Source organism: Streptomyces sp. NPDC087422 (assembly GCF_044744145.1).
Lineage (GTDB): Bacteria > Actinomycetota > Actinomycetes > Streptomycetales > Streptomycetaceae > Actinacidiphila.
Map to the genome: position 1 here is coordinate 1 of NZ_JBIUXT010000008.1, position 22,973 is coordinate 22,973.

Genomic DNA, 22,973 nt, shown 5'->3' on the forward strand with positions numbered 1-22,973 from the left:
GGGTGTGCGGGCGGGCCGTTGGCCGGGGGCGGGGGCTGGGGGCTGCCGCGGGGGGGGGGGGGGGGCGTGCGCCGCCCGGGCGGGGGCGGGGGCCCCCGCCCACGGCCCGGCCCCGCCCTCCCCCGGTTGTTCGGGGGTCGATGGGGCCGGGTTCTGTCGCGGCCGGGCCGCGATGGGCGAGCCCTCTTGCGGCCGGGCCCTGTTGGGCGCGGTCGCCGGGTGGGCGGCTCAGCCCACGGCGGTGACCGTGCCCGCGCCGACCGTGCGCCCGCCCTCGCGGATCGCGAAGCCGAGACCCGGCTCCAGCGGGAGCGGGCGGCCCAACTCGACGCTGATGTCGGCGGTGTCGCCGGGCAGCGCCATGCCGCCCGGCCCGCCGAAGTCGACATCGCCGACCACGTCCGCGGTGCGGATGTAGAACTGCGGCCGGTAGCCGGTGGAGACCGGCGTGTGCCGGCCGCCCTCGGCCGCGGGCACCATGAAGACCGTCGCCGTGAACCGCGTGTGGGTGGCCACGCTGTCCGGCGCCGCGACGATGTCGCCGCGCCGCACCTGGGCGCGCTGCACACCGCGCAGCAGCAGCGCCACGTTGTCACCCGCCTGCGCGGACTCCATCGGCTTGCCGAAGGTCTCCAGACCGGTCACCACACTCACCAGCGGCCCGTCGCCGTGCCCCTCGCCGTACACCTCGACGCGGTCGCCCGGCCGTACGGTCCCTCGCTCGACCGCGCCCGTCACGACGGTGCCGCGCCCGGTGATGGTGAGCACGTTCTCCACCGACAGCAGGAACGGCGCCTCGGTGTAGCGCACCGGGACCGGCACGTGCGTGTCGACCGCGTCGAGCAGCGCCTCGATCGCGGCGGTCCACCGCGGGTCGCCGTCGAGCGCGCGCAGCCCGGAGACGCGCACGACGGGCAGCGTGTCGCCCGGGTACCCGTGGGCGGTGAGCAGTTCGCGCACCTCCAGCTCGACCAGGTCGGCCAGCTCCGGGTCCCCCGCGTCCGCCTTGTTCAGCGCGACGACGATGTGCCGGACACCGACCTGCTTGGCGAGCAGGACGTGCTCCGCGGTCTGCGGCATCACGCCGTCGAGCGCGGAGACGACCAGGATCGCGCCGTCGAGCTGCGCGGCGCCGGTGATCATGTTCTTCACGTAGTCGGCGTGCCCCGGCATGTCCACGTGCGCGTAGTGCCGGGTGTCGGTCTCGTACTCGACGTGCGCGATGGTGATGGTGATCCCGCGGGCCGCCTCCTCCGGGGCCCGGTCGATCCGGTCGAACGGCACGAAGGTGCCGGTCCCGCGGTCGGCCAGGACCTTGGTGATGGCGGCGGTGAGGGTGGTCTTGCCGTGGTCGACGTGACCCATGGTGCCGATGTTGAGGTGTGGCTTGGTGCGCACGTAGTTCTGCTTGGACATGACGGACGTCGTCTCTTCTCTTCCTCTGACGGAGTTGTCTGACGCGGCCGGACCCCATGAGCCGGACCGACCCTCCCCCTGCGGGGTCCGCCGGATGACTGTCCGGGGAGGGTCAGCGTCGTGCGCCGTCGAAGAAGGTGTCCCGTGCGCTCCGGGCAGCCTTCGTCGGCGCGACCGCTGCTGCGGTGGCGTCTGCGAGGAAGGTGAGCCGGAACATGCGGTGATCATCCCTGCCGGGTCGGTGGTACGTCCAAAGGTTTTCCGTCGCCTTCCGGGGAGGCGTGGCGTGATGGTCGACACGACTTCACCCGGTGGTGACGTATGCGAAGCAACCGCGTGCGAGAATTTGTTCCGCGAAGGAACTTAGAAGGTGGCGGGCACCGCCGCGAGCCCGAGCGCGGCACTCATGATGTCCGCCCGCACGAACCCGGCGTGCACGAACCCTCCCCGTACGAACCCGGCGCCCACGGGCCCCGAACCCCGAACACTTCAGAAGGATGCTGCTCCATGCCCCTGGCCATACTCGCTCTGGCGGTGAGCGCCTTCGGCATCGGCACGACCGAATTCGTGATGATGGGCCTGCTGCCCAACGTCGCTGACGACCTGGGCACATCGGTGCCCACCGCGGGCTATCTCGTCTCCGCCTACGCCCTCGGCGTCGTGCTCGGCGCGCCCCTGCTCACCGCGCTCGGCTCCCGCGTCCCGCGCAAGCGGATGCTCCTGCTGCTGATGGCGCTCTTCACGCTCGGCAACGCGGCCTCCGCCGTGGCCCCCGGCTACAGCACCCTGCTCGTGGGCCGCTTCCTGGCGGGCCTGCCGCACGGTGCCTTCTTCGGTGTCGGCGCCGTCGTCGCGGCCCGGATGGTGAGCGAGGACCGCAGGGCGCGGGCGGTGGCCGCGATGTTCCTCGGCCTGACGATCGCCAACATCGTCGGCGTGCCGGCCGCGACCGCGCTCGGCCAGAGTCTCGGCTGGCGCGCGACCTTCCTCGTGGTGTCCGTGATCGGCCTGATCGCGCTGGGCTCGCTCGCGCTGCTGATCCCGCGTCTGCCCACCGACGAACACGTGGGAGTAGCCCAGGAGTTCCGCGCCCTGCGCGAGCCGCAGGTGCTGCTCGGCCTGCTCACCGCCGTGTTCGGCTTCGCCGGGATCTTCGCCGTCTATAGCTATCTCGCGTCGATGATGACCGAGGTCACCGGCTACGCCGACTCCTCCGTCACGTGGCTGCTCGCCCTCTTCGGCGTCGGCATGACGCTGGGCACGCTCGCAGCGGGCCCCCTCACCGACCGGGCCCTGCGGCCGACGCTGTACTTCTCGCTCGGCGCCCTGGCCGTCGTCCTCTTCGGCTTCCACTACGCGGCCGAGTCCAAGGTCGCCGCCCCGATCGGGGTGGTCGTGCTCGGCGCCGTCGGCTTCCTCACCACCACGCCGATCCAGATGCTGGTCATGAACAAGGCCCGCCAGGCCCCGACCCTGGCCTCCGCCTCCAACCACTCCGCGTTCAACCTCGCCAACGCCGGCGGCGCCTGGCTCGGCGGCGTCGCCATCTCGGTCGGCTGGGGCTGGACCTCCCCCGCCCTGGTCGGCGCGGTCCTCGCCGCCGCCGGACTCGGCATCGCCGTGACCGCCGGCGTCCTCGACCGCCGCACGCCCCACGACGCCTCCCCTGTCGTCACCGGCAGCGGCCCGCAGCTTCAGAAGGCTGAGGGCGACGGGGAGTTGACGGTGGCGGACACGGTGTGACGCGGGGGCCGCGCGGAGTTCGACGGTCTTCCGCCGGACTCCGCCCTCGGCCCGTACGACGTGCGCCACGCACCCGTCCCCGGCCGTAGACGTGTCGCGGCGCCCTGCCCCCGCCGTGGGGCACATCGACAGGCGCCATCTGCCGCCCGTCTCGATTACGCTGCCTGAATGCTCGACCGCTTCCCGCGAGTCCCGGTCTCCGCTCCGTACGGGGCGGCCGTCCGTCTTTCGCGCGTACTGCTCTCCCCGTGGGCGCGGTTCGCGCTGCTGATCCTGCTGTTGGCGGGCGCGGGGGCCGCCGTACTGGCGTGGCAGCCGCAGCATCTGCTGACGCACGGCCTGCCGCGTACGTCGGGCACGATGGCGGTCGTCCTCTTCGCGCTCGCGTACGGCGTGTGCACCGTCGCGTTTGTCCCGCGACCGCTGCTCAACGCCGCCGCCGGGGCCCTGTACGGCATCCACGCCGGGCTGCCCGCCGCCATAGCAGGGACCGTGCTGGGCGCGGGTCTCGCGTTTCTGCTCGGGCGGCTGCTCGGCCGTGACGCCGTACGGCCCTTCCTGCGCGGGCGGATCGCGCTCTCGCTCGACCGGCAGCTCAGCAGGCACGGCTTCCGCAGCACACTCGCGCTGCGGCTCTTCCCCGGTGTGCCCTTCGCCGCCGCCAACTACGCGGCGGCCGTCTCCCGTATCCGGCTGCTGCCCTTCCTCACCGCCACGGCGGCGGGCAGCGCGGCGAACACCGCCGCCTACGTGGTCGCGGGCAGCCGCGCCGCCTCCCCGACCTCGCCGGTCTTCCTGCTGGCCCTCGGTTTCCTGGGCGTCACGGGTGTGGCGGCGGCCATGGTGGCCCGCCGCACCCGCTCGGCGCGCGCGGCCGACCCGGATTCCGCCGAGCCCTCGGACTCCTCCGAGACGGTCGCCGAAGCGGTCACATCCCCGGACCGGACCAGTCCGCCAGCGGAATCCGCTTGATCTCCAGGATCTCGCCGAGCGTCCCCCACTCGTCCTTGCCCAGCCGTGACAGCGGGCGCAGTTTCCGTACGTCCGGGTGCCCGTCGTCCATCACCGCCTCCGAGACGGCCGCGTGCACGACGCGCCCGAACACCACCGTCGAGTCCCCCAGCCGGACCGTGCTGTGCAGCTCGCACTCCAGCGCCACCGGCGAGGCCGCCACCCGCGGCGGCTTCACCCTCAGGCTCGGCTCCCGCGCGATCCCCACCGCGTCGAACTCACTCGTCCCGCGCGGGAAGTCCGTCGCCGTCGCGTTGATCTGCTCGAACAGATGCTCCGGCGCCAGGCTCACCACGAACTGCCCGGTCTCCTCGATGTTCCGCACCGAGTCCTTCCGCCCCACCGACGTGAACTGCACCACCGGCGGACTCACGCACGCCACCGTGAAGAAGCTGTGCGGTGCCAGATTGTCCGTGCCCGCCGCCGACGTCGTCGACACCCAGGCGATCGGCCGGGGTACAACGACCGAGGTCAGAAGCTTGTAGAAGACGTTCCGTTCAACCTGGCCGGGATCAATGTCGATGCGCATGGTCCTCAGTATCCATGCGCCCCCCACCGATCCCCACGCCGGATCGCGGCTTCTTCTCAGATGGGAGGCCGATGACATCATCCACGTAGTTCTGAGCGTCACTGCAACCCGACAGCTTCTTCCTGGCCGAGCTCGATACCGGTGACGCCCCGTTCCTCGGATGCTGTTCCTGGTGATGCAAGCCGACATTCCAGTAGCCCGGCCCTGAGCGTCAAGGCCCGGCCTGATGGCGCCTTCTACCGAACAGATCGCCGACCCCGATCACCCGAATCTGCGACCGGTCTCCGACCGCAACGGTTTTCGCGCCGTTCCGCGCAACCTCGGCCAGGGGCTCACCATCGCGACCTGTCCACGACAAAGAGGGCCAACACCGGCCAGACTTGCGCCGATTGCCTGCAACGCCTTGAGGCGGGTTGACCTTTACTGGTTGCTTTCGCCGCCGCCTAAGCGGCTTTCAACACGCGACCAACTTTCAACAGGCGGGTCACAAAAAAAGCTGGTCGATTTCCTCGGCCCAGTGCCACCATCATCGTGTAAGGCTTCCCGGTGGACCGGCCGCCACTACTGAGAACAGAGAAGGCCGCAGGCTGGTGGCCGTAGGGCACCGGACGATTGAGAAAGGTCGTCCGTCGGCGTTCTCGGTTGCGCTGATACGGGATTACCTCGCTGCCCGACAGCACGTCCGGTACTGCCACCCCGAGGGAGACACAACATGTCCCGCTCCGCCGTGACTTCTCAATGTTTTCGTATCGAGCCTGCCGTCCTGTTCCGCTACCGTCAGGTCTGCGTCGCGCACCTGCAAACGTGGCGGCTCTACACCATCTGGTATCCCGGACTGGTCGGGCTGTCCGGAGCCTGCTTAACCGGAGATGCCGCTCCTGCCCGCCTGGTGTGTGCCTGGCTGGGACCGACCGCCGCCTGGATCGCCGCTCACTACCTAGGCGATTTCCTCGACCGTGAACTGGACGCCCACGCCAAGCCAGGCCGCCCCATCCCATCCGGGCGCATCGCTGAGCAGGCCGCGCTCGCCAGCGCAGGACTGGGGCTACTGGCCTTCAGTGGCACCGCCGTGGTGCTGGGTGCGCGCGAACTCCTGCCCGCTGGTGCGATCGGTGCGGGGATTTTTCTGTACAGCGGCGCGTTGAAAGCGCGAGGGCTGGCCGGAAACCTGGTCCGCGGCTGCCTGACTGCGGCGGCATTCGTCTTTGGGGCGCTCGCCCCGCCAGGCCACCCGGACTGGCGGCTCGTCATCCCACTCGCCCTCGCATTCCTGTCTCATGACACCGCCTCGAACCTGGTTGGCACTCTGCGCGACATTGACGGCGATCGGTCCGGCGGCTATCGCACCTTTCCCGTGCGCTATGGCGCTGGGCCCGCTCTCACTGTGGCCGCAGCCAGCTACTCGGTGGCGCTCTCCATCGGGTGGGCAGTGGAACTTCTTGCCAGGCCCAGGCACCACCTGCTGTTCGGCAGTCTCGTAGCTGCCGCGACCGTCATGGGCGCGCTCGGATTTTGGCGCTTGCACCGCCGCCGCGGAGCTCTGGACCAGGCGACTGCTCTGCGTGGCCATGAGGTGCTGGTACTGGAACGCCTGGTGCTCACTAGCGCCGTACTCGCCATCGGCATCGGCTGGTGGTGCCTGCCAGCGCTCGCGCTGCTGCTCACTCTGAGCGGGCTCACCCAGCAACGCATGCGCGCGGCCTACGAACAAACCCGGTCGGCTCGTCCGACGCAGGGACAGCACACCAGCCCGTAGGAGTGAACCGTGTTCGCAATCCTGGTCGTCGCCGCCGGAATCGGCTGGACCGCGACCTACGTCCAGATCATCCAGCACGGCGTCCGCGACCGCGTCTACGGCATGCCACTGGCAGCGCTGTGCGCGAACATCTCCTGGGAGTTCATCTTCGCGTTCGTCCACCCCTACCCGCACCTACTGCGCCCCGTCACCGTCGTCTGGTTCTGCGTCGACCTGATTCTGGTGTACCAGGCCCTCAAGTTCGGGCCTGCGCAGTTCCCCTCCCTGAAACGCGGAATCTTCTACGCGATGTTCGCCCTGACCATGGCGTCCACCTATCTGAGTGTTCTGCTGCTGAGCAGCGAACTCGGCGACCGTTGGGGGGCCTACGCCGCCTTCGGTCAGAACCTGGCCATGTCCGTACTGTTCCTGACCATGCTCCACCACCGCGGCACCCTGGCCGGCCAGTCCCTGGGAATCGCGGTCACCAAACTGCTCGGTACGGTCCCCGCCTCGCTGGCGTTCTCCCTCTACCGGCTCCCCTACAGCGACTCCTCGCTGATCCACTTCCTGTGTGCCGCGATCTTCGTGTTCGACCTGCTCTACGTTCTCGCCGTGCGCGATGCCGTCCGCTCCCGCAGGACAGCGGGCGCCGGCGTACCAACGGCCCGTGCCGGTGCCGAGGCGCTACCCGGTCAGGAGGCCGCCAAGTGGCTGTGATCCGCGACATCGTCCACCACATGCTCAGGCAATGGGGGATGACGACCATCTTCGGCAACCCCGGCTCCACCGAACTCGGATTCCTGCAGGACTTCCCCAGCGACCTCAACTACGTCCTGACCCTGCACGAAGCCGTCGCCGTCCATGCCGCCCACGGCCATGCCCTGGCCACAGGTCGGCCGGCACTGGTGAACCTCCACAGCGGCCCTGGCCTCGGCAACGCGATGGGTGCCATCCTCGCAGCCAAGGCTGGCCGAGCGCCCCTGGTCATCACCGCCGGCCAGCAGACCCGACGCCTCGTCACCATGGAAGCGCTGCTCACCAACGCCGATGCCACCACGCTGCCCCGGCCGGCCGTCAAGTGGGCCTTCGAACCGCCCCGCCCGCAGGACGTCCCGGCCGCCCTGGCCCGCGCCCGGCACCTGGCGATGCAGCCTCCCCAAGGGCCGGTGTTCTTGTCCCTGCCCGCGGACGACTGGGACGTCGAGGGCGAAGACCCGGCCCCGCTCACCGGCCGCTGTATCAGTGCCCGGTCCGTTCCCGCCCCTGGCACCCTCGCCGCCCTGGCCGACCGCCTCGACCGGGCCAGACGACCCGTGCTCGTTCTGGGCTCCGGCCTGGACTCCGAGGCGGGGCGCGCCAGCGCCGTCCATCTTGCCGAACGCACCCGAACACCGGTGTGGACTGCGCCTTCCCAAGGGCGCAGTCCGTTCCCCGAAGACCACCCCCACTATCAGGGCGTCCTCCGCCCCGCCGCGCCGCTCCTGTGCCAGGCACTCGCCGAACACGACCTGATCCTGGTCGTCGGAGCCCCGGTTTTCCGCCATTACTTGGACCTGCCCGGCCCCCTCATCCCCCCGGGCAGTGAACTGGTCCTGCTCACCGACGATCCAGACGAGGCCGCCCGCGCCCCGGTAGGTGACGCCGTACTGGCCGATCCGGCCCTCACCCTCACCGCCCTGGCCGATCTGGCCGCCCCGGGCGGCCACCGGCCCCTGGTCCCGAGACGCCCCGCCGCAGCTCCACCCACCGACCGGGCCGACCAGATCCTTGACTGCCTGGCCCACCTGTCCCCCGACACCGTCATCGTCAACGAGTCCCCCTCCACCCTCGACACCTTCTGGAACCGTGTCACCATCCGCCGCGCTGGCGGCTACTACACCAGCCCCGACGGCGGCCTCGGCTTCGGCCTCGCCGCAGCTGTCGGCATCCAACTCGCCGACCCCACCCGCCCGGTAATCGCCGTGATCGGCGACGGATCGGCCCAGTACTCCATCACCGCCCTATGGACCGCCGCCGCTCTTCGGCTCCCGCTGACCGTCCTTGTCCTGCGCAACGATCGCTACGCCGTCCTGGACTGGTACGCCCAGCTCACCGGCCGAAAAATGGTCCCTGGGCTGACCATCCCGGGCTTGGACCACCTGTCCTTGGCCCGTGGCTACGGAGCCACCGCGCATCAGGTCGTCGACCTCGCGGCCCTGCCCGCCCTACTGCACCATCCAGTGTCCGAAAAGCGTCCGAAGGTTCTCGTCGCCGACCTGTGACGACCCGGTCCTCCTCCAGCCGAGCGACCCCACCCCGCGAACGGCGGTGGGGAGGAGAGCCGTGGACGTTCAACGCCGCGGAACATTCAACGCCTCCGGTTCGGGCGACGCATGGCGCTCCCGTCCGAGGCTGTGCATTGATGGTCTTCTGAATCCTGGCTCCGAAGACCGCCGCGGCAGAAATAGAGCGCCGGGAGGGAGCTTCACGCGATACGACCGGCATCCCGAACTCCTTGGAGAGAGGATGGTAGAGCTGTGTTGTCGGACTCACCAGGGACAACGTCAGCAGAAGGCAGCACGACCGACAGCCCGGACGGACGCACCTACAGGGAGGCCGGGCCTCTCGAACGCACCTCCTGGGATTCTCGGCTGACCTGCAATGTCGTCGATCCCTCCGTGCCGCTGCGGATGCACGGCTACGGCGTCTTCGGCGACCTCGCGCGGCACTATCGCTTCTCCGAACTGGCATTCCTCGCCTGGCGCGGAGAACTGCCTGCCGAGTCGGAGGCCGTCGCGATGGAGACCGCGTGGACGTTGCTGATGCCCGTCCCGCTGACCGACGCGGGCGCGCATGCGGCACTGCTGGCGCGCATTACGGCGTGCCCACCGGCTCAGGTGCTGTCGGTCGCGGCGATCACGCTAGCCGAATCGGCTCAAGGGGTGCTCGACGAGCACACGGCGTGGCTGGAGTGGCTGAGGGGTCCCGAGGACACGCCGCCCGCGGCCTACGCCGCCAGCACACCGGACGACCAAGCCGCTTGGGAGGCCGTACCCGCCGACGCGAAGACCCTCCTTCCCGGCCCGAGATCCTTCGTTCCGACCGTCACGGCGGGCGCGCTGGCCCTGCTGTTCTGCTGCGGACTGCGGGATCCGCAGGAACTGATCACCTCGATCGTCATGGCTCAACTGCCCGCAGTCACCGCTGAGGTACTACGCCACTCGGCGACCGAAATGCTGCGCTACCCCATCAACCTGCCACCCGTCCGCTATGTCCCGGAGTCCGAAGGCAATGGCTGAGACCTTTGATGAAGCCAGGAACGTTGATGAGATCAGAACAGCGATCGGCAGGTTCGGCTGGGGTGACAACCACTTGGCCGGTTACGCGGTCGCCGGTGACCTCGCCGGTTCCACGTCCGTCTGGAGTCTGATGTCGCTGGTGTTCGGGCACCGCAAGCTGACGGACGCGGAGAGCTCGATGCTCGACGACCTCGCCGCGTCGTCCGCTCTCGCGGATCCGCGGATCTGGCCGCTCAAGGCGGGCCGCATCGCGGCGTCCTGGGGCAATCCGACGGCAGGGTTCGCCGCGTCCGTCCTTGCCGCCACAGGTGTGGCCGGCCCGGGCACCTCCCGGCTCTGCGCACAGATGCTGCTCGATCTGCGCAGCCGGCTGAGTGCCGCGGAGGGGGTGAGCCTGCCCACCGCAGTGGGTGAACTGCTGGAGCGCAACCCCCGGCTGCCGGGTTTCGGAGTGCCGCTGCGACCCGCGGACGAACGTGTGCTGGCATTCCAGCAGTGCGTCCGAGTCCGCCAATGGCCGGTCGGCACCTACCAGTTGCTGGTCTACGACGTCGAGGCCGAGCTGTCCCGGAGGAGGAAGACGGCAGTGAACATCGGCGGCCTCGGCATCGCCGTCCTGCTCGACCTCGGCTTCGCGGCCGACACTGCTGCCGTGATGATGATGCTGATCATTCAGCCGTCCTTCATCGGCAACGCCGTCGAGGGCGCCGCACAGCAGGCCCCTGTCCTGCGTTCTCTGCCGCACTCCGCCCTGCGCTACCGGGGAGTCGCCCCCCGGACGAGTCCACGCCACCGCGACGCCGAACACGACGATAGGACCTTCCGTGGCTGACGTGTCCGACCAGGCAGAAGCCTCCGCCCCCGCACGGCCGGCCGACCTTCGCCCAGCCTCCCCGGACGGCACCGCCTCCACACTCGCGCAGGGCGTGGTGATGATGCTCCGGGCACTGGGTGTCAAAGAGACGTTCGGTGTCTCCGGAGGAGGCATCGTCTACATGTGGGATGCCCTCTCCGCCTCCGGCGTCCCCACCTATCACTGCCGGCACGAGACAGGCGCCCTCTTCGCGGCATGTGAGGCGAGCATCGCCGCCGACCGTCCGGTCGCTGTGTTCGTCACCACGGGACCAGGTCTGACCAACAGTCTCACCGGCTTGATGGCGGCGCGTTACGAGGGCGCGAAGGTGCTGCTGATCAGCGGCTACACCGATCCTGCCTATGTCGGCCGATTCCCCATCCAGGAAACGAGCCCTCTGTCCCTGCCACCGCAGACGCTGCACACGCCCAACCAGACGGTCCAGGGAGTCACCATCCTCGACAGCCCGCAATCTCTGGCCGGCGTATGGGAGGCGTGCGCGGCAGGCTTCGCCCGGTCCACCGGCTATGTGCACCATCTCGCCCTGACCGTTCCGGCCCAGCGCGGTCACCTTCCCGTGCCGCTGTCCGCTCCTCCGCGTGCCACCGCTGCGGACACACCGGCTCTTGACCAGGCGCTCCTCTCCCGGCTGGCCGCCGGTCGGTGCGCGCTGTGGGTCGGCTGGGGCGCGCGCCGGGCAGCAGCGGCCGTCGCCGAACTCTCCGAACGTCTCGACGCGCCGGTGATGTCCACTCCCCGCGGCAAGGGCATCTTCCCCGAGGCAGGTCCCCGATACCTGGGCGTGACCGGACTGGGGGGCGATCCCGAGGTCGCCGACGCACTGCGGCGCCACGACCCGGATTTCGTGATCGCGCTGGGCAGCAGGCTTGGCGACGGGGCCTCCTGCTACGACGAGGCGTATCTCGCCCGAGCCCAGCTCATCCAGGTCGACCTCGCTCCCGACGACCTGCCTCACGTCTACCCGGCCGACCGGCTCATCCGTGTAGAGGCTGACGTCGCCGCCTTCGCGTACGCGCTCGTGGAAGCGGCGCCCGCCATGTGCGCGCCGCCCACCAATACGCATCACACCGGCGGCCCCGCACCGGGGCACACTCCCTCAGCCCCACCGCCGCGAACAGAGCGCCTCGTGCACCCACGCCGGCTCCTGCACGAGATCCAGAGCCGGTTCGTCGACCGGGGCGACCTCGTGATGGGGGACAACGGCAACGCGTTCGCCTGGGGGAACCGCTACCTGCGCTTCTCCCGCCCGGGGCAGTGGCGTGTGAGCAACCTCTACCTGGGCTCCATGGGGCACTTCGCCTGCGGAGCGGTCGGCGCGGCCCTTGCCACCGGCAGACGCGCCGTCGCCCTGGTGGGAGACGGGGCCATGCTGATGCAGAACGAGGTCAGCACCGCAGTCCAGTACAACGCGTCCGTCGTGTGGATCGTCCTCAACGACGCCAGTTACGGTATGTGCAAACAGGGAACGAGAGCTCTCGACCTGCCTTACGCCGACTCCTCGCTCCCCATGACCGACTTCGCCCAGTACGCCGAAGCCCTCGGTGCCCGCGGCATCCGCGTCACCGCCCCGGAGGCTCTGCACGACGCCCTGCGGGAAGCCGCAACCGTCCAGGGCCCATGTGTTGTCGACGTATTGATCGACCCCGAAGCACTTGCTCCCACTCAGCGACGCTTCGCCGGGCTCAAACACGTCCCCTCCGCCGGCCTTGGTCACTGACTTCAGCAGCGCGCCCTTCGGGGCCCCTGGATCCGTTCGCCCGCCCCTTCCCGCCCTGCCGGCGTTCTCGGCCGGCGGGTCGGCGAGAACGGCCCGCCCGTATCGGCCGCACTGCCGGTGTGCGGATCCGACCCGCGTTTCCGGGAACCGGGCAGTGGCCGCAGGGCCGTTCCGGCGAGCCGCCGACCGCGAAGTAGACCTGGGAGCGCCAGCTCCACATCGGACCCGTCCTCGCCGGATCCGACGACGATCTCCTCGCCGCCCTCAGCGCATTCGCGCTCCCGCTGGACGTGGCCTTCCCGTTCCGGACGACCTGCTCGGCATTACGGTGAATCGGCCGGCGGGGCGCCGCTGGCGAACGCCTATGAGTGGCTCCGGTTGAGGACTTCTCGCGCTACTGGTTGCTGCCTGAAGGGCCGCAGTCGTGACCGCATCTCAGCCAGCGCGGAGGCGATCCGACCTGACCGCAAGTGGGCCTGGTCATCAAGGAAGAGGTGCCAGGCCGCGCATGCCTGTTCGAGGTGCCCTTGGTCGAGTTGCAGCCCGCCGAGCCGCGCATTGATCAGGGCACGTGCTCGGCGTTCGTCCGCAGGCCGTTGCCTCAGCGAGGAGGTAAGTTCCCGGATGGCCCGGGCGGGCTCGCCCGCGTAGGCGAATGTCTCCGCGCTCTGGTGTGCGAAGGCGGCGGCGTGGAAGTCATCGATCGTTCCCGTGCTCAATGGGCCTCGGGCAAAGGTCTGTTCAGCCCGGCGCAGTTCCGCGAAGGCCTTGCGGCGCTGGCCGTTCGCCGCCAGGGTGAGTGCCCACTGGGAGGTAAGCAGTACGGCTTGCCCCGGCGGGAGGTCTGTGTTGTGCCGAGCTGCGGCCTCAGCGATGTCCAGTGCCAGAGACCGATGGCCCAAATGCAGAGCTTGGATGCTCATCGCCCGCAGGACGGTCGTATAAGTGCGCAGGTCCGCTGACGCGGCCGCCATGCGGACGGCAGTCTGGTAATACGACTGCCCTATTCCGTTCATGTTGTCGTCGAAGTGCATGTACCCGGCGAGATAGGTGAGTCGCGAGGCGGTGCGCAGAAAACGGTCGCGGCGTCCCGGAGGCATCCTCAGGACTAACCGCGGCGTGATGTCGACGGCCAAGTAGGAGGATAGGGCTTGGCGGGCCGCTCCCCCGCCGAAAGCCGTGTCGATCCGGGCGAAGACGGGAAGCATCAACTCCGTGGCCGACACCGAGGTGGGCTCGGCCTCCCGGGCGTGCGGTACTGATGGCGCCAGTGGTACAGCGAAGTTTCCCTCGGCCGCGTCCAGTTCAAGGAGGGTCGTGTAGACGCTGGAATCCGCGAGTTCTCTCGTGGGCGGGCGAGCCAGCCGCACCAAGGACAGGCCGAGGTCGTCCGACTGGCGGGTGGCGACCGGAGCGTTACCGTTCAGAAGGCCGGTGTCCGCAGCAGTGACCTGCCGTCCCAGCGCGCGAGAGAGGACCTCGGCCACCAGGGAAGGCACCGGTTCCGGAGGACGAGTTCCGGAAAGCCAGTGCGAGACGGACGTACGGTCGTAATGCAGGGCCAAGCCGACTTCGCCGCCTGCCTGGTTGACGGCCCTGGACAAATGTCCGGCTGTCATGTTCGCCTCGCGTAAGAGAGCTCGCAGCCGCATGTTGGGCAATCGACCCACTGAGATGCATCCCCTCTCTTTTCTGCCTTTAGGGGGAACAGAACACATACCCGCCAGAACCTCCGTCAGCACCTCGGGACGTCCCGGTCCGCCCCGGCTGCACCACGTGATGAACACATTGCGCGGGCAGCCGCACGCCCCACCCATGCGGTACACACCGGCACGCCGGGGCCCAGAGGGCCAGCTGACGGTCAGCCGCTCTCCGTGTCGCCCCGGTCCACGAGGGTGGTCGTAACCTGTCGGGTCACGGCCGACGGCCCCAGACCCGTCAATGCCCGCAGCGTGTCGGCCATGAGAGCGGGGCTGGCTCCAGGGGCCGCGACGATGCCGAGCGCGGCGGCTCCCGCCAGCCACGCGGGCCTCACCTCTGCACTGCGAGCTGCCCCGTACGCCCGCACACCGGAATTCCTCAGGCTGGCCAGAGTGGGGGAGTTTTGGCGTCCCAGGACCAGGACGGCATCGCTGGATGCGGCCAGTCTGAGCAGGGCGTGCTCCCGATCGCTGGCGGCGTGGCAGTACGTGGTCGGGTCCTGGGGCAGCACATGCCCCAGTGCGCCCCGCACCGCCTCGGCGACCATCCGGTTCCGCTCGCCTGGGGTCCCCGGTGCGGTCACCACCGCCACACGGCCGGGGGCCTCCACCCGGATGTCTCCTGCTTCGGCGACATCGTGCACCGTCCGGACCGCGTCGGGAGCCTGCCCGACCATGCCGGGCAGCACGGCACTGTCCCGAGGTCCGATGAGAAGGACGCTTTCGCCGTGCGCGGCGAATCTGCGGACCTCGGCCTGGGCGGCCGTCACCAGCGGACAGGTCGCATCGATAACACGCAGCCCCTGGCGGACCAGGGAGGCTCGCACAGTTGGGGCCACGCCAGCCGGCCCGATCACTACACGGGTGCCCGCCGCCACTCGGTCGAGTTCGTCCGTCGACAACGCGGAGTGTCCTTCATCACCGGCACCGGCTGAATAGTGCGGCATCGTGCCGGCCAGAATTCGCACCTGGCCGCCACCGGCCGACAAGGCCCCCTCCAGCAGAGCCTGGGCGCGCACGGCACCCCAGCACAAAGGATCACCTTCCGCGACCACGAACTGGCGAGTCCGCATCACAGTCCGCCAGGAAGCCAGCGCCCTCTGCAACGCGATCGAGGCCCCACCAGAAGGAGCCGCCCCTGCCAACCCTGCCGCCTGCCGGTCACGTTGCAAGTAGGACAGCACCTGGACTCCTGCCGCAGCATGACCGGCCCCGTCCGGGAAGCTCGACAGAAGCGGAGGAGATTCGTCCTCATAACGCACAGACCAGCCTTCCCGCTGGAGAGCCCCTCCCAGGAACTCCGCCGCCCGGCAATGGACGAGCCCCCGGACGGGGTGACGGACCGTCGCGAAGACGGTGATCTCCTCCCGGCTTTCCAGGCCAGCCGCTACCTGCCAGTGCTCCGTCCTGCACGACCTCTGCATGTCTCGGCAGCCCTTTCCATCGGCACACTCCCGTCGCACCGGACCACGCCTCCGCCGCACCACACAACGGCGACAAACATAACGAACGGCGCGTTTCCTACTGCGTACTCGTGCCCTGCCCGAGGCACAAATATTGCCCGCCTCCGCATATGCCAATTGGATTCACCCATTCGTGTCACGCCCGACCCGCCGCCTCCGCAGCTGCGATCTCTGAGCCCGCCCCGGACAGCAGCGACGCCCAGCCGGGGAACGGCTCCAGCGGCTCCAACGCTACGAAGAAGGTCACCGCCGCAAGCGGCACTTCATGGTGGACACGCTCAGGGTGCTGTTGAACGTGATGGTCACGGCAGCAACGGTCACCGACCGCGAGGCCGGGCGCGCAGGCTGCTGGAGCGGACGTTCGCGGGCCTGATGCGCTCGCGCTGCCTGGCCCGAGACTAAGAACGGCGCACCGACAGCGCCCAGGCGATGACCACGGTCATGCCGCCGCCTCGGGCTGGCAGGGACGCTGAACGTCTCCGGCCTGTCCTCGGCCAGCCAACCACATGCGGCCAGACGCACGGCGTTCGAACGCAAGCCCTCGACCTTCACCGGAACCGGTTCAAGCCCGCGGCGGGACTGCGCCCCAACCTACGACCACGACATCTACAGCGACCAGGTCAGCGCACGTGGCATCGTGCCCGCGATCGCCCGCCGCGGCACCCTGCACGGCACCGGACTGGGCGCCTACCGCTGGGTGGTCGAGCGGAGTTTTGCGTGGCTGCACGGCTTCCGACGTCTGCGCATCCGAGGGGAGCGGCGAGCCGACATCCGCGAAGCGTTCCTCAAACTCGCCTGCTGCCTCATCTCCCACCGACAACTCGGCTCGTTGTGTCAGCCGTTGTTAGCCGATCTAAGTGACGCCCCATACAGGACGTCGCCCGTCTCGCCGATAGATGTGCGCCATACTCGACCTGCAGAGCCGCGAAGAGGTCATCACGCAAGTGCGTTCCGGATACATCTTGATCCATTGGAGCAGCCAGCCTGACAACCGATGATCATTGAGTTCCGTTCACGTGCGGCACACCCAGAGGAGGGACGTCCGAAACCGAACCACAGGTCGGAAACGTTGAATCACCCACACCGTTAATGAATTGACTCGACCTCGACTGCCTTCATAGATTTCCCACAACAAAGACAAAGAGAAATCACGGAGGCCCCATGAAGCTGACCATGCGCACAACGACAAAAATCGCCGCCGCATTGGGCGCACTTATCATTTCCGGAGGTGTATCCACCGCCGCGCAAGCGGCGCCGGTCCAGCCAGCAGTGCTGAGTCCGACCGCGTGCAACGGCCAGACAGCGGGGCACATCGTTAAGTGGTACGCGCCTCACGTGCCGTACGCACTTGTACCGCTTCGGTGTGGAAGCAGCACCTGGGGTTTCAACCACATTCACTCCAAGCACTGGTCCGCCCATGTCGACGAGGATATTGCCAACACGTTGGCATACTTCACCTCTACTGTCCCGCAAGGGGGAAATTCCATAGCGTTCATCCTCCGTGACCTGGCCCCCTGCGAAGGTCAGTTCCGGGTTGTGGTCCAGTTCAACAGCTACGGGTCCACCGGCATCAAGGGGATCATCACCGCCTACCATGAGAACTCGATAACGCTCCCTCGCGGTGAAGTCCAGCCGGCGTGCTGACAACTCGGCATCTGCGGAAAACCGCCGGACCGCAGTTCGAAGAAGGTACAGTGGCGGCATGGTAGGCGAAGAATTCCCACCCGCCGAGACAACGCGGCTCGTCGCGGAGAAGATGAAAGGTCTAACCGGCCATTCCCCACAGGCAGGCGCCCTCCGTATCATCGACGCGCAGGGCACGGGGACGAGGTGGCCGATCCGCGTCCGGGGGACGGTGGAATCAGATCAATGGCAGTCAGCCCGGACCTGGGAGACGGAGTTCGTCCCGGAGGACACGCTCGCCGGGGAGTCCGCGGAGGGGAACGCCTCCGCCCTCGCGGACTGTTTCCTCATCCTCGTCATCGAAGACCTGGCAGTGGGACCTGTTCCCGGCATCCAGGAGATCCTTCAGCCCTGATCCGCAACCCTCCGCCACAGGCGCGTGGAGGGGACGGCCCACGCGCCAAGTCCGCGGCTGCGAGTTCCTGCTCCCCCGATTCGTTCGGTGTGGACGACCTGGGTGACCGCCTGCACCGTGCATGGCCCGATTTCAGGCAGGGATGTTGCAGTCGGAGACGATGCCTGCGATGGCTCGGTAGGTGTCGGGGAGGCGGTCACGACGATGGGTCCAGCGCTGGAGCTGCTTCCAGCGTTTGTGATCGGCGAGGGCGCGTCCGACGGTGATTCGGTCGGACGCGTGGCCGTGGCGGTCTCGTTCCCACTGTTCCGCTCTGCCGGGTAGTGCCCCCGGGCGGGGTTTTCTCGGAGGGGTGATCGCTTGCCCACGGTGGTCGCGGCTCAGGCCCAGGCAAACTGCTTCTTCTTGCCCGAGACGAACGCGCGCCGTCCGCCGCGGCCGACCGGTGGCCGGCGGACCTGAACCTCGGTGGCGTCCAAACGCAGCCCGACGCCCTCGGCCCGGGCGTAGGCAAACACATCCGTCAGCGTCCGAAGCCGCAGGCCGGGGCGGTCGGGAACTGCGCACCCCCGCTCCGCCAGGAGCGTGCGCATCTCTCCGATCGCCCGGGTAACGGTGGACCGGTCGACGCCGAACAGCAGCCCCAGCACCGAGTGCGGCAGGTCGTGCCGCGGATGGATCAGCGTCGCCACCAGCCGATCGTGTTCATGCCCGAGGAATCCCCGTACGAGTGATCACGTTCTGAGCGTCGTCCGGCGTCGGTAAGAGGAGTGACCACCCGGCCGGTCAGGAGAAGGAAGACCAACGGATGTCAGGCGGCTCCGTTCCAAAGCCTGCCGCTCAGCCGAGCTGGTAGTCGAACCAGATACGGTGCGTGCCGTCAGCCTCCACAGCCATCCCGCCAGCGCCAACGATCCCCGCCAACTCGCCGGTGCCGCTTGAGGGCACGATGGTGAAGAACTCCGCAGTGCGGTCGTTGCCAGACGTTGTCGCCGAGTGCGCGAAGTTGAAGGAACCCTGCCGACCGTGCAGCGATCCGTCGAACGACTCCATGGCAATGTATGTGCCCACGCCGGTCGTCTGGTCGAACGCGGAAGTGAACAAGGTCGCCGAGCGGCCGGTTGCCTCCCCCTCGTAGTGCTTCTCCATGGTCGCGACACCGACCGGCAGCGCCGTGGATACGGCTGGCCCGGGCTTCAGCTCGGTAGGGACGAACGCTTTGACGGTGAAGGTTGCCGTAGCTCTCATGCGTCGACCGTACCGAGGGGGTCTGACAATCAAGCAGCACCTGAGGTAACCCCAGCCCCCAAGGAGACCTTAAAGAACAAGCTAAATGCCTGTTTCGGAACCTCAATCATCAAGGGGAGGCCATGGCAGTTCATCGGCTACGGATACTCGAAGGTGGCTTGACCCTGTCGGTTACCGGCCTGGGTGGCTGTCGCATGCCTGCCTGTCCCTTTACTGTGTCCGTGCCGTAAGTCCCCGTGACAAGGAGACAACCCCATGGTCGCGTCAGCGTTACGTCAGCAGTTCGAACCGACCCTGCGCACGGACCGTCGTCCCCGGCGGTTGGCGCGGCGTGCCATCCTCGGAAGCTCTCTCACCGCCGTATTCACGGCGGTGATGCTCACCGTCACCCAGTCCGCCGCCTATGCCGGCGGCCCCTACCTCTGGGCGAACGACGGCAACATAGGTCAGCGCATGACCGTGTGCGCTCAGACCCTCGATGTCCGTAGCTCCTACGGTGGCACGCCGTTCAACCATCTCACTTACGGACAAACGTTCACCGTGCACCAGAACTATGCGGAGTTCGGCAGCGAGTACGTGCGGGGCTTCGCCTGGGGCAACGTGAACGCGGAGGGTTTCGTGCAGAACGGCTGGTTCTGCTTTTAGAGGTGAGCCCTCGGTTCCTCCGAATCAGGCAAGACCTTGGGCCAAGGTGCCCCTGGAGAACATGAGAACGATCAAGGTTCCGAGCGTTTTCGGTGGGTCCGGGGCGGAGAGGCTGATCAGCGTCGCGGCTCCGCGTCCCTCCCATCACACCAGCCTCAGAGGTTCCGTTCGGGGAACGGCCGCCGTGACCGTTCCCCGCGGGGGCCCGCACCCAGGTGGCATGTCGACCAACCTGTGGGTGCGGGCCCGTATCAGTTCAAGACGTTGGCGGCCATCGGGCGTGTCCGTCAGTGCCAGGCCGAGCATTTCTGACCGGATGCGGGACCATTCTCCGTGCATGCCCTGATCCACACGGGATGGCTGTAGTGGAATTCGCCGGTGACGAAGTGCACCGATGTCCCCGCACCCTTGCGAGCACAGTAGTTGTAGGCCGAGTTGGAGGCCTTGATGATCTCTCCGCAGCCGCTGTGCCTGTCGGCCTTGGTGTCGTAGACCTGGCCAGCCACCTTGGCCGTACTCCCGCTCCAGCAGATGGATGCAGCGATCTTCGCCCCGGTGGTCGAGGCGGTGGCGTCACGACACTTCCAGGACTGCGGGGCCGACTGTGCCGGCGCCGCCAGACCTAAGCCGACCAACCCCGCAAGCGCGACGGTGGCCGTGATCGTGGTGATGTGCCTGCGTACCTTCACGTAACCCGTTCCTCTCAAAACGTGGGGCTCAACGTCCGCCCGTAGCCCCTTCAAACACCGTTGCCCAACCCGAAGAGGAGGAGCGAGAAGAATCCCGGCCAACCTGGGTGCAATGGGATGTGAGATGTTCACGGCGCGAGGGAGGGGCGGTCATGCAGTAACGCAGTTGGCCTGAGACATAGCACTGTCAAGATCACATCGGCGGTGTGGCTGGCCCACGCCTGCCATGCCCATGGGCTCGGTGTCTGCCTCGCCGATGTCCGCCCGGGCGGCGCGGTTCCCCGCTCTGGCTTGGTCATCGTGAAAGGGATGAGACCACAGCCCCCATGTGGTCATGTGCGTTGTCGAGACGCTGTTGATCATGCAAGGCCGCGGGGGTGAGTCTGCTGAACGGTGCTGTCCGCGTCGAGTCCCTGACCGTGTTGTCGCGGTTCCGGACCGACTTCTACGATCGCCTGACCGCCCGTGCGGACGCGCTGTTCGAGCTGGCCGACGCCGTGCTCTGCACGGACGGACCGGTGTGATCGCTGGTCGACCTGGCGCTGGCGCCCGAGCATCGCCGTGGGCACGGTTCCCTGTACGCCGGCCTGAACCGCAGCGGGGTGAACAAGCCGGTCTGGCTGTGGTGGTCACGCACCGGCGCCACCGACGCCGACGTCGCACGCCCGCCCGGGTCCCGCGCGGGTTCCGGCACCTCCGCACGACGACTGGTCCTCCAGCCGGTGTACTGAAACCCACCACACCCGGCCCCGGCCGCCCACCCGGCTCAAAGAACCGCCTCGGCGTTCTCGTCCGGGCCACCGCTGCCGCCCGCGCATGGTCGGTCTGTTGTTGACAGCGCCGACATTTTAACAGTCCCGATCTGGCAGACCCCGTATTCGGCAAGGTCGCCGCACCAAGCTGGGAGGAGTCCGCAGCACGTACCGGCCGGGACTCGCCGGTACGGTCCGAGCCGGCATCGTCACTTTCCTTGACGGGCCCGCGGAGCTGCCGAGCCTGCGGATTCCGTCCCTGGCAGCCGTCATCGGATCAGCACGGATCCCAGCCAGGAGACCGCAGCCATCTGTCAGGACACAACGCTAAGGACGTGAGTGTGACGAGTGCGCAGATACCGGCCGATGCCACCATGGCAGCTGAACCGGCCCTCACCGTACCGACGGCTTTCGAGCGGCAGGCGCGGTTGGCTCCGGACGCTGTCGCGGTGGCCGGGGACGACGGCGAGCTAACCTACGCACAACTGGACGCGCGCGCCGACGGCCTCGCCGCGCTACTTGCCGCGCACGGCGTCCGGGCCGGCGACATCGTCGCCTTCGCCCTCCCACGCTCGGCCGACTACGCCGTCACAGTGCTGGCGATCCTCAAGGCCGGAGCTGCGTACCTCCCGCTCGACGCAGCCTATCCGGAGGACCGGATCGCCCTGATGCTCACCGACGCGAAACCCGCCGCGCTGGTCACCCGACGGGGGATCGCCGCTCGCCTCGGTACCGACACGACGGCCGGCCGGGCCGCATGGATCGTCCTGGACGACCCGGCGTTCCTGCGCTCCCTCACCGGGACGCGCCGGGGCCGTACGGAGGATGGGCGCGGGCCTATGAGCGGCAGCGGTGACGACTCGGCATATGTGATGTACACCTCCGGCTCCACCGGGCGCCCCAAGGGGGTGATCACCACACACGCCAACATCCTCGCGCTCGCCTCCGACCGCCTTTTCAGCACTCCCGCGCACCGCGCGGTGCTCGTGCACTCCCCGCAAACCTTCGACGCCGCGACTTACGAACTGTGGGTGCCGCTGCTGAACGGCGGCCGGGCCATAATGATGGCGGACGCCCTCGACTCCGACCGGCTGGGCGCCGTCGTCACCGCGAGCGGCGCTTCGGCCGTCTTCCTCACCACGGCGCTGTTCAACGTCATCACCGCTTCGCCCCGGCGGCCCTCGCAGGTCTGGACGAGGTACTGACGGGCGGCGAGACCTGTTCACCGCAGGCCATGCGGGCTTTCCTCCGCGCCGCTCCGCGCACCGTGCTGCGTCATGTGTACGGCCCGACCGAGACCACCACCTTCGCCACCCAGCAGCGAGTTACCACAGCGGACGCGGCCGGTCCGTCCATCCCGATCGGCGGCCCGCTCGACACGGAGCGGCTCTTCGTACTTGACACCCGGTTACGGCCGGTGGCGGCCGGAGAGGTCGGCGAGCTCTTCATCGCCGGGGCGGGAGTCGCCCGCGGGTACCTGCGCCGACCGGAGACGACGGCCGAGCGCTTCGTGGCCTGTCCCTTCGGCGCGCCGGGCGAGCGGATGTACCGCACCGGCGACCTCGTACGCTCGCTGCCGGAGAGCGTCGTGGACTTCATAGGCCGCGCCGACGCCCAAGTCAAAGTGCGCGGGCACCGCATCGAGCCCGGCGAGGTCGAGGCCGCCCTGCTGGGCAGGCCGGAGGTGGCGCAGGCGGCCGTGGTCGTCCATCAGACAGGCCCCGACGACAAACGGCTGGTGGCGTACGTACGTCCGCGCGGCGCCCTGGAGAGCGCCGGGATCCGGGCCTCCCTGCGCCGTACACTGCCGCCCCACCTGGTGCCGGACGCCGTCATCCCGTTGGACGCGCTGCCCCTCAACGCCCATGGCAAGGTGGACCGCGCCCTCCTCGCGGACCGCCCGCTGCCGGACGGGCCGACGAACGCCGCAGCCGGGGACGACGAGCCACGGAACCGGGTCGCCGCGTTGTGGAGCGCGCTGGGGCTGCCCCCGGTGGAGCAGGGCGCCGCCTTCCTCGACGCGGGCGCCAACTCTCTCCAGATCACCCGGTTCACCTACTTGCTGCGCCGCGAGTTCGGCGTCGGCCTCCCGATCCGCACCGTCTTTGACGCCGGCTCGCTCGGCGCGGTCG

The 22,973-nt window shown here is 68.7% G+C and carries 17 protein-coding genes and 4 pseudogenes; 14 read left to right on the forward strand and 7 right to left on the reverse strand.

The genetic code is table 11. The annotated features are described in order from the left end of the window. Positions 1-228 precede the first annotated feature (228 nt). Positions 229-1,416: an elongation factor Tu gene (gene tuf / locus ACIO6U_RS24645; protein WP_355350244.1), complete on the reverse strand. Its 1,188-nt coding sequence runs from the start codon at positions 1,414-1,416 to the stop codon at positions 229-231. 507 nt (positions 1,417-1,923) lie between these two features. Here tuf and ACIO6U_RS24650 point away from each other — a divergent pair. Together ACIO6U_RS24650 and ACIO6U_RS24655 are read left to right on the forward strand one after the other, a co-directional pair. Next, the gene (locus ACIO6U_RS24650) at positions 1,924-3,159 is read left to right on the forward strand and encodes an MFS transporter (protein WP_401722286.1); all 1,236 of its coding nucleotides are present in this window, start codon (positions 1,924-1,926) and stop codon (positions 3,157-3,159) included. Between the two features lie 168 nt (positions 3,160-3,327). Then, positions 3,328-4,131: a VTT domain-containing protein gene (locus ACIO6U_RS24655; protein WP_355350249.1), complete on the forward strand. Its 804-nt coding sequence runs from the start codon at positions 3,328-3,330 to the stop codon at positions 4,129-4,131. On the opposite strand, the gene ACIO6U_RS24660 is transcribed toward ACIO6U_RS24655, so the two are convergent. Beyond that, on the reverse strand, positions 4,088-4,699 hold the full coding sequence (locus tag ACIO6U_RS24660; protein WP_355350251.1) for a flavin reductase family protein: 612 nt from the start codon (positions 4,697-4,699) through the stop codon (positions 4,088-4,090). The two genes, ACIO6U_RS24655 and ACIO6U_RS24660, sit on opposite strands and share 44 nt — an antisense overlap. A gap of 712 nt (positions 4,700-5,411) precedes the next feature. Between ACIO6U_RS24660 and ACIO6U_RS24665 the strand changes: the two genes are divergently transcribed. From ACIO6U_RS24665 to ACIO6U_RS24690, 6 genes are all read left to right on the forward strand, one after another. Further along, positions 5,412-6,455 (forward strand): UbiA family prenyltransferase, encoded by a 1,044-nt coding sequence (locus ACIO6U_RS24665; protein ID WP_401722290.1) that lies wholly within the window; start codon positions 5,412-5,414, stop codon positions 6,453-6,455. Between the two features lie 9 nt (positions 6,456-6,464). Beyond that, positions 6,465-7,154: a hypothetical protein gene (locus tag ACIO6U_RS24670; RefSeq protein WP_401722293.1), complete on the forward strand. Its 690-nt coding sequence runs from the start codon at positions 6,465-6,467 to the stop codon at positions 7,152-7,154. Beyond that, positions 7,145-8,698, forward strand: coding sequence for a benzoylformate decarboxylase (gene mdlC, locus ACIO6U_RS24675; RefSeq protein WP_401722296.1), 1,554 nt, complete (start codon positions 7,145-7,147; stop codon positions 8,696-8,698). The genes ACIO6U_RS24670 and mdlC overlap by 10 nt, the downstream gene beginning before the upstream one ends. Before the next feature lie 255 nt (positions 8,699-8,953). Further along, complete coding sequence (locus ACIO6U_RS24680; RefSeq protein ID WP_401722299.1) at positions 8,954-9,715, forward strand: hypothetical protein; 762 nt, start codon at positions 8,954-8,956, stop codon at positions 9,713-9,715. After that, a complete protein-coding gene (locus ACIO6U_RS24685) occupies positions 9,708-10,547 on the forward strand; it encodes a hypothetical protein (RefSeq protein WP_355350266.1) in 840 nt (279 codons plus the stop codon). Before ACIO6U_RS24680 ends, ACIO6U_RS24685 begins: the two co-directional genes overlap by 8 nt. Continuing rightward, positions 10,540-12,306: a thiamine pyrophosphate-binding protein gene (locus ACIO6U_RS24690; RefSeq protein WP_401722302.1), complete on the forward strand. Its 1,767-nt coding sequence runs from the start codon at positions 10,540-10,542 to the stop codon at positions 12,304-12,306. Before ACIO6U_RS24685 ends, ACIO6U_RS24690 begins: the two co-directional genes overlap by 8 nt. A gap of 362 nt (positions 12,307-12,668) precedes the next feature. Here ACIO6U_RS24690 and ACIO6U_RS24695 read toward each other — a convergent pair whose 3' ends face one another. After that, positions 12,669-13,958 carry a tol-pal system YbgF family protein gene (locus ACIO6U_RS24695; RefSeq protein WP_401722304.1) on the reverse strand — a complete coding sequence of 430 codons (1,290 nt, stop codon included), beginning with the start codon at positions 13,956-13,958 and terminating at the stop codon, positions 12,669-12,671. Between the two features lie 209 nt (positions 13,959-14,167). Continuing rightward, positions 14,168-15,190: a hypothetical protein gene (locus tag ACIO6U_RS24700; protein ID WP_401722306.1), complete on the reverse strand. Its 1,023-nt coding sequence runs from the start codon at positions 15,188-15,190 to the stop codon at positions 14,168-14,170. Between the two features lie 904 nt (positions 15,191-16,094). Here ACIO6U_RS24700 and ACIO6U_RS24705 point away from each other — a divergent pair. The 3 genes and pseudogenes from ACIO6U_RS24705 to ACIO6U_RS24715 all read left to right on the forward strand — a co-directional run. Further along, positions 16,095-16,277: pseudogene (locus ACIO6U_RS24705) on the forward strand (transposase); the annotation flags it as partial. 353 nt (positions 16,278-16,630) lie between these two features. Beyond that, on the forward strand, positions 16,631-17,113 hold the full coding sequence (locus ACIO6U_RS24710) for a hypothetical protein (RefSeq protein WP_401722308.1): 483 nt from the start codon (positions 16,631-16,633) through the stop codon (positions 17,111-17,113). A gap of 58 nt (positions 17,114-17,171) precedes the next feature. Beyond that, complete coding sequence (locus tag ACIO6U_RS24715; RefSeq protein WP_401722310.1) at positions 17,172-17,507, forward strand: hypothetical protein; 336 nt, start codon at positions 17,172-17,174, stop codon at positions 17,505-17,507. A 132-nt stretch (positions 17,508-17,639) separates the two neighbouring features. Here ACIO6U_RS24715 and ACIO6U_RS24720 read toward each other — a convergent pair. After that, positions 17,640-18,208 (reverse strand): annotated as a pseudogene (locus ACIO6U_RS24720) (transposase family protein); the annotation flags it as partial. A gap of 139 nt (positions 18,209-18,347) precedes the next feature. Next, positions 18,348-18,755, reverse strand: coding sequence for a DUF3224 domain-containing protein (locus tag ACIO6U_RS24725; RefSeq protein ID WP_355345464.1), 408 nt, complete (start codon positions 18,753-18,755; stop codon positions 18,348-18,350). A 255-nt stretch (positions 18,756-19,010) separates the two neighbouring features. Between ACIO6U_RS24725 and ACIO6U_RS24730 the strand changes: the two genes are divergently transcribed. Continuing rightward, positions 19,011-19,400: a hypothetical protein gene (locus ACIO6U_RS24730; protein WP_391045273.1), complete on the forward strand. Its 390-nt coding sequence runs from the start codon at positions 19,011-19,013 to the stop codon at positions 19,398-19,400. A 287-nt stretch (positions 19,401-19,687) separates the two neighbouring features. Here ACIO6U_RS24730 and ACIO6U_RS24735 read toward each other — a convergent pair whose 3' ends face one another. Then, complete coding sequence (locus ACIO6U_RS24735; protein WP_355345470.1) at positions 19,688-20,089, reverse strand: hypothetical protein; 402 nt, start codon at positions 20,087-20,089, stop codon at positions 19,688-19,690. Positions 20,090-20,502: 413 nt separating this feature from the next. Between ACIO6U_RS24735 and ACIO6U_RS24740 the strand changes: the two are divergent. Together ACIO6U_RS24740 and ACIO6U_RS24745 are read left to right on the forward strand one after the other, a co-directional pair. Next, positions 20,503-20,697: pseudogene (locus tag ACIO6U_RS24740) on the forward strand (transposase); the annotation flags it as partial. Positions 20,698-21,215: 518 nt separating this feature from the next. Continuing rightward, a pseudogene (locus ACIO6U_RS24745) lies at positions 21,216-22,969 on the forward strand (non-ribosomal peptide synthetase); the annotation flags it as partial. Positions 22,970-22,973: the final 4 nt, after the last annotated feature.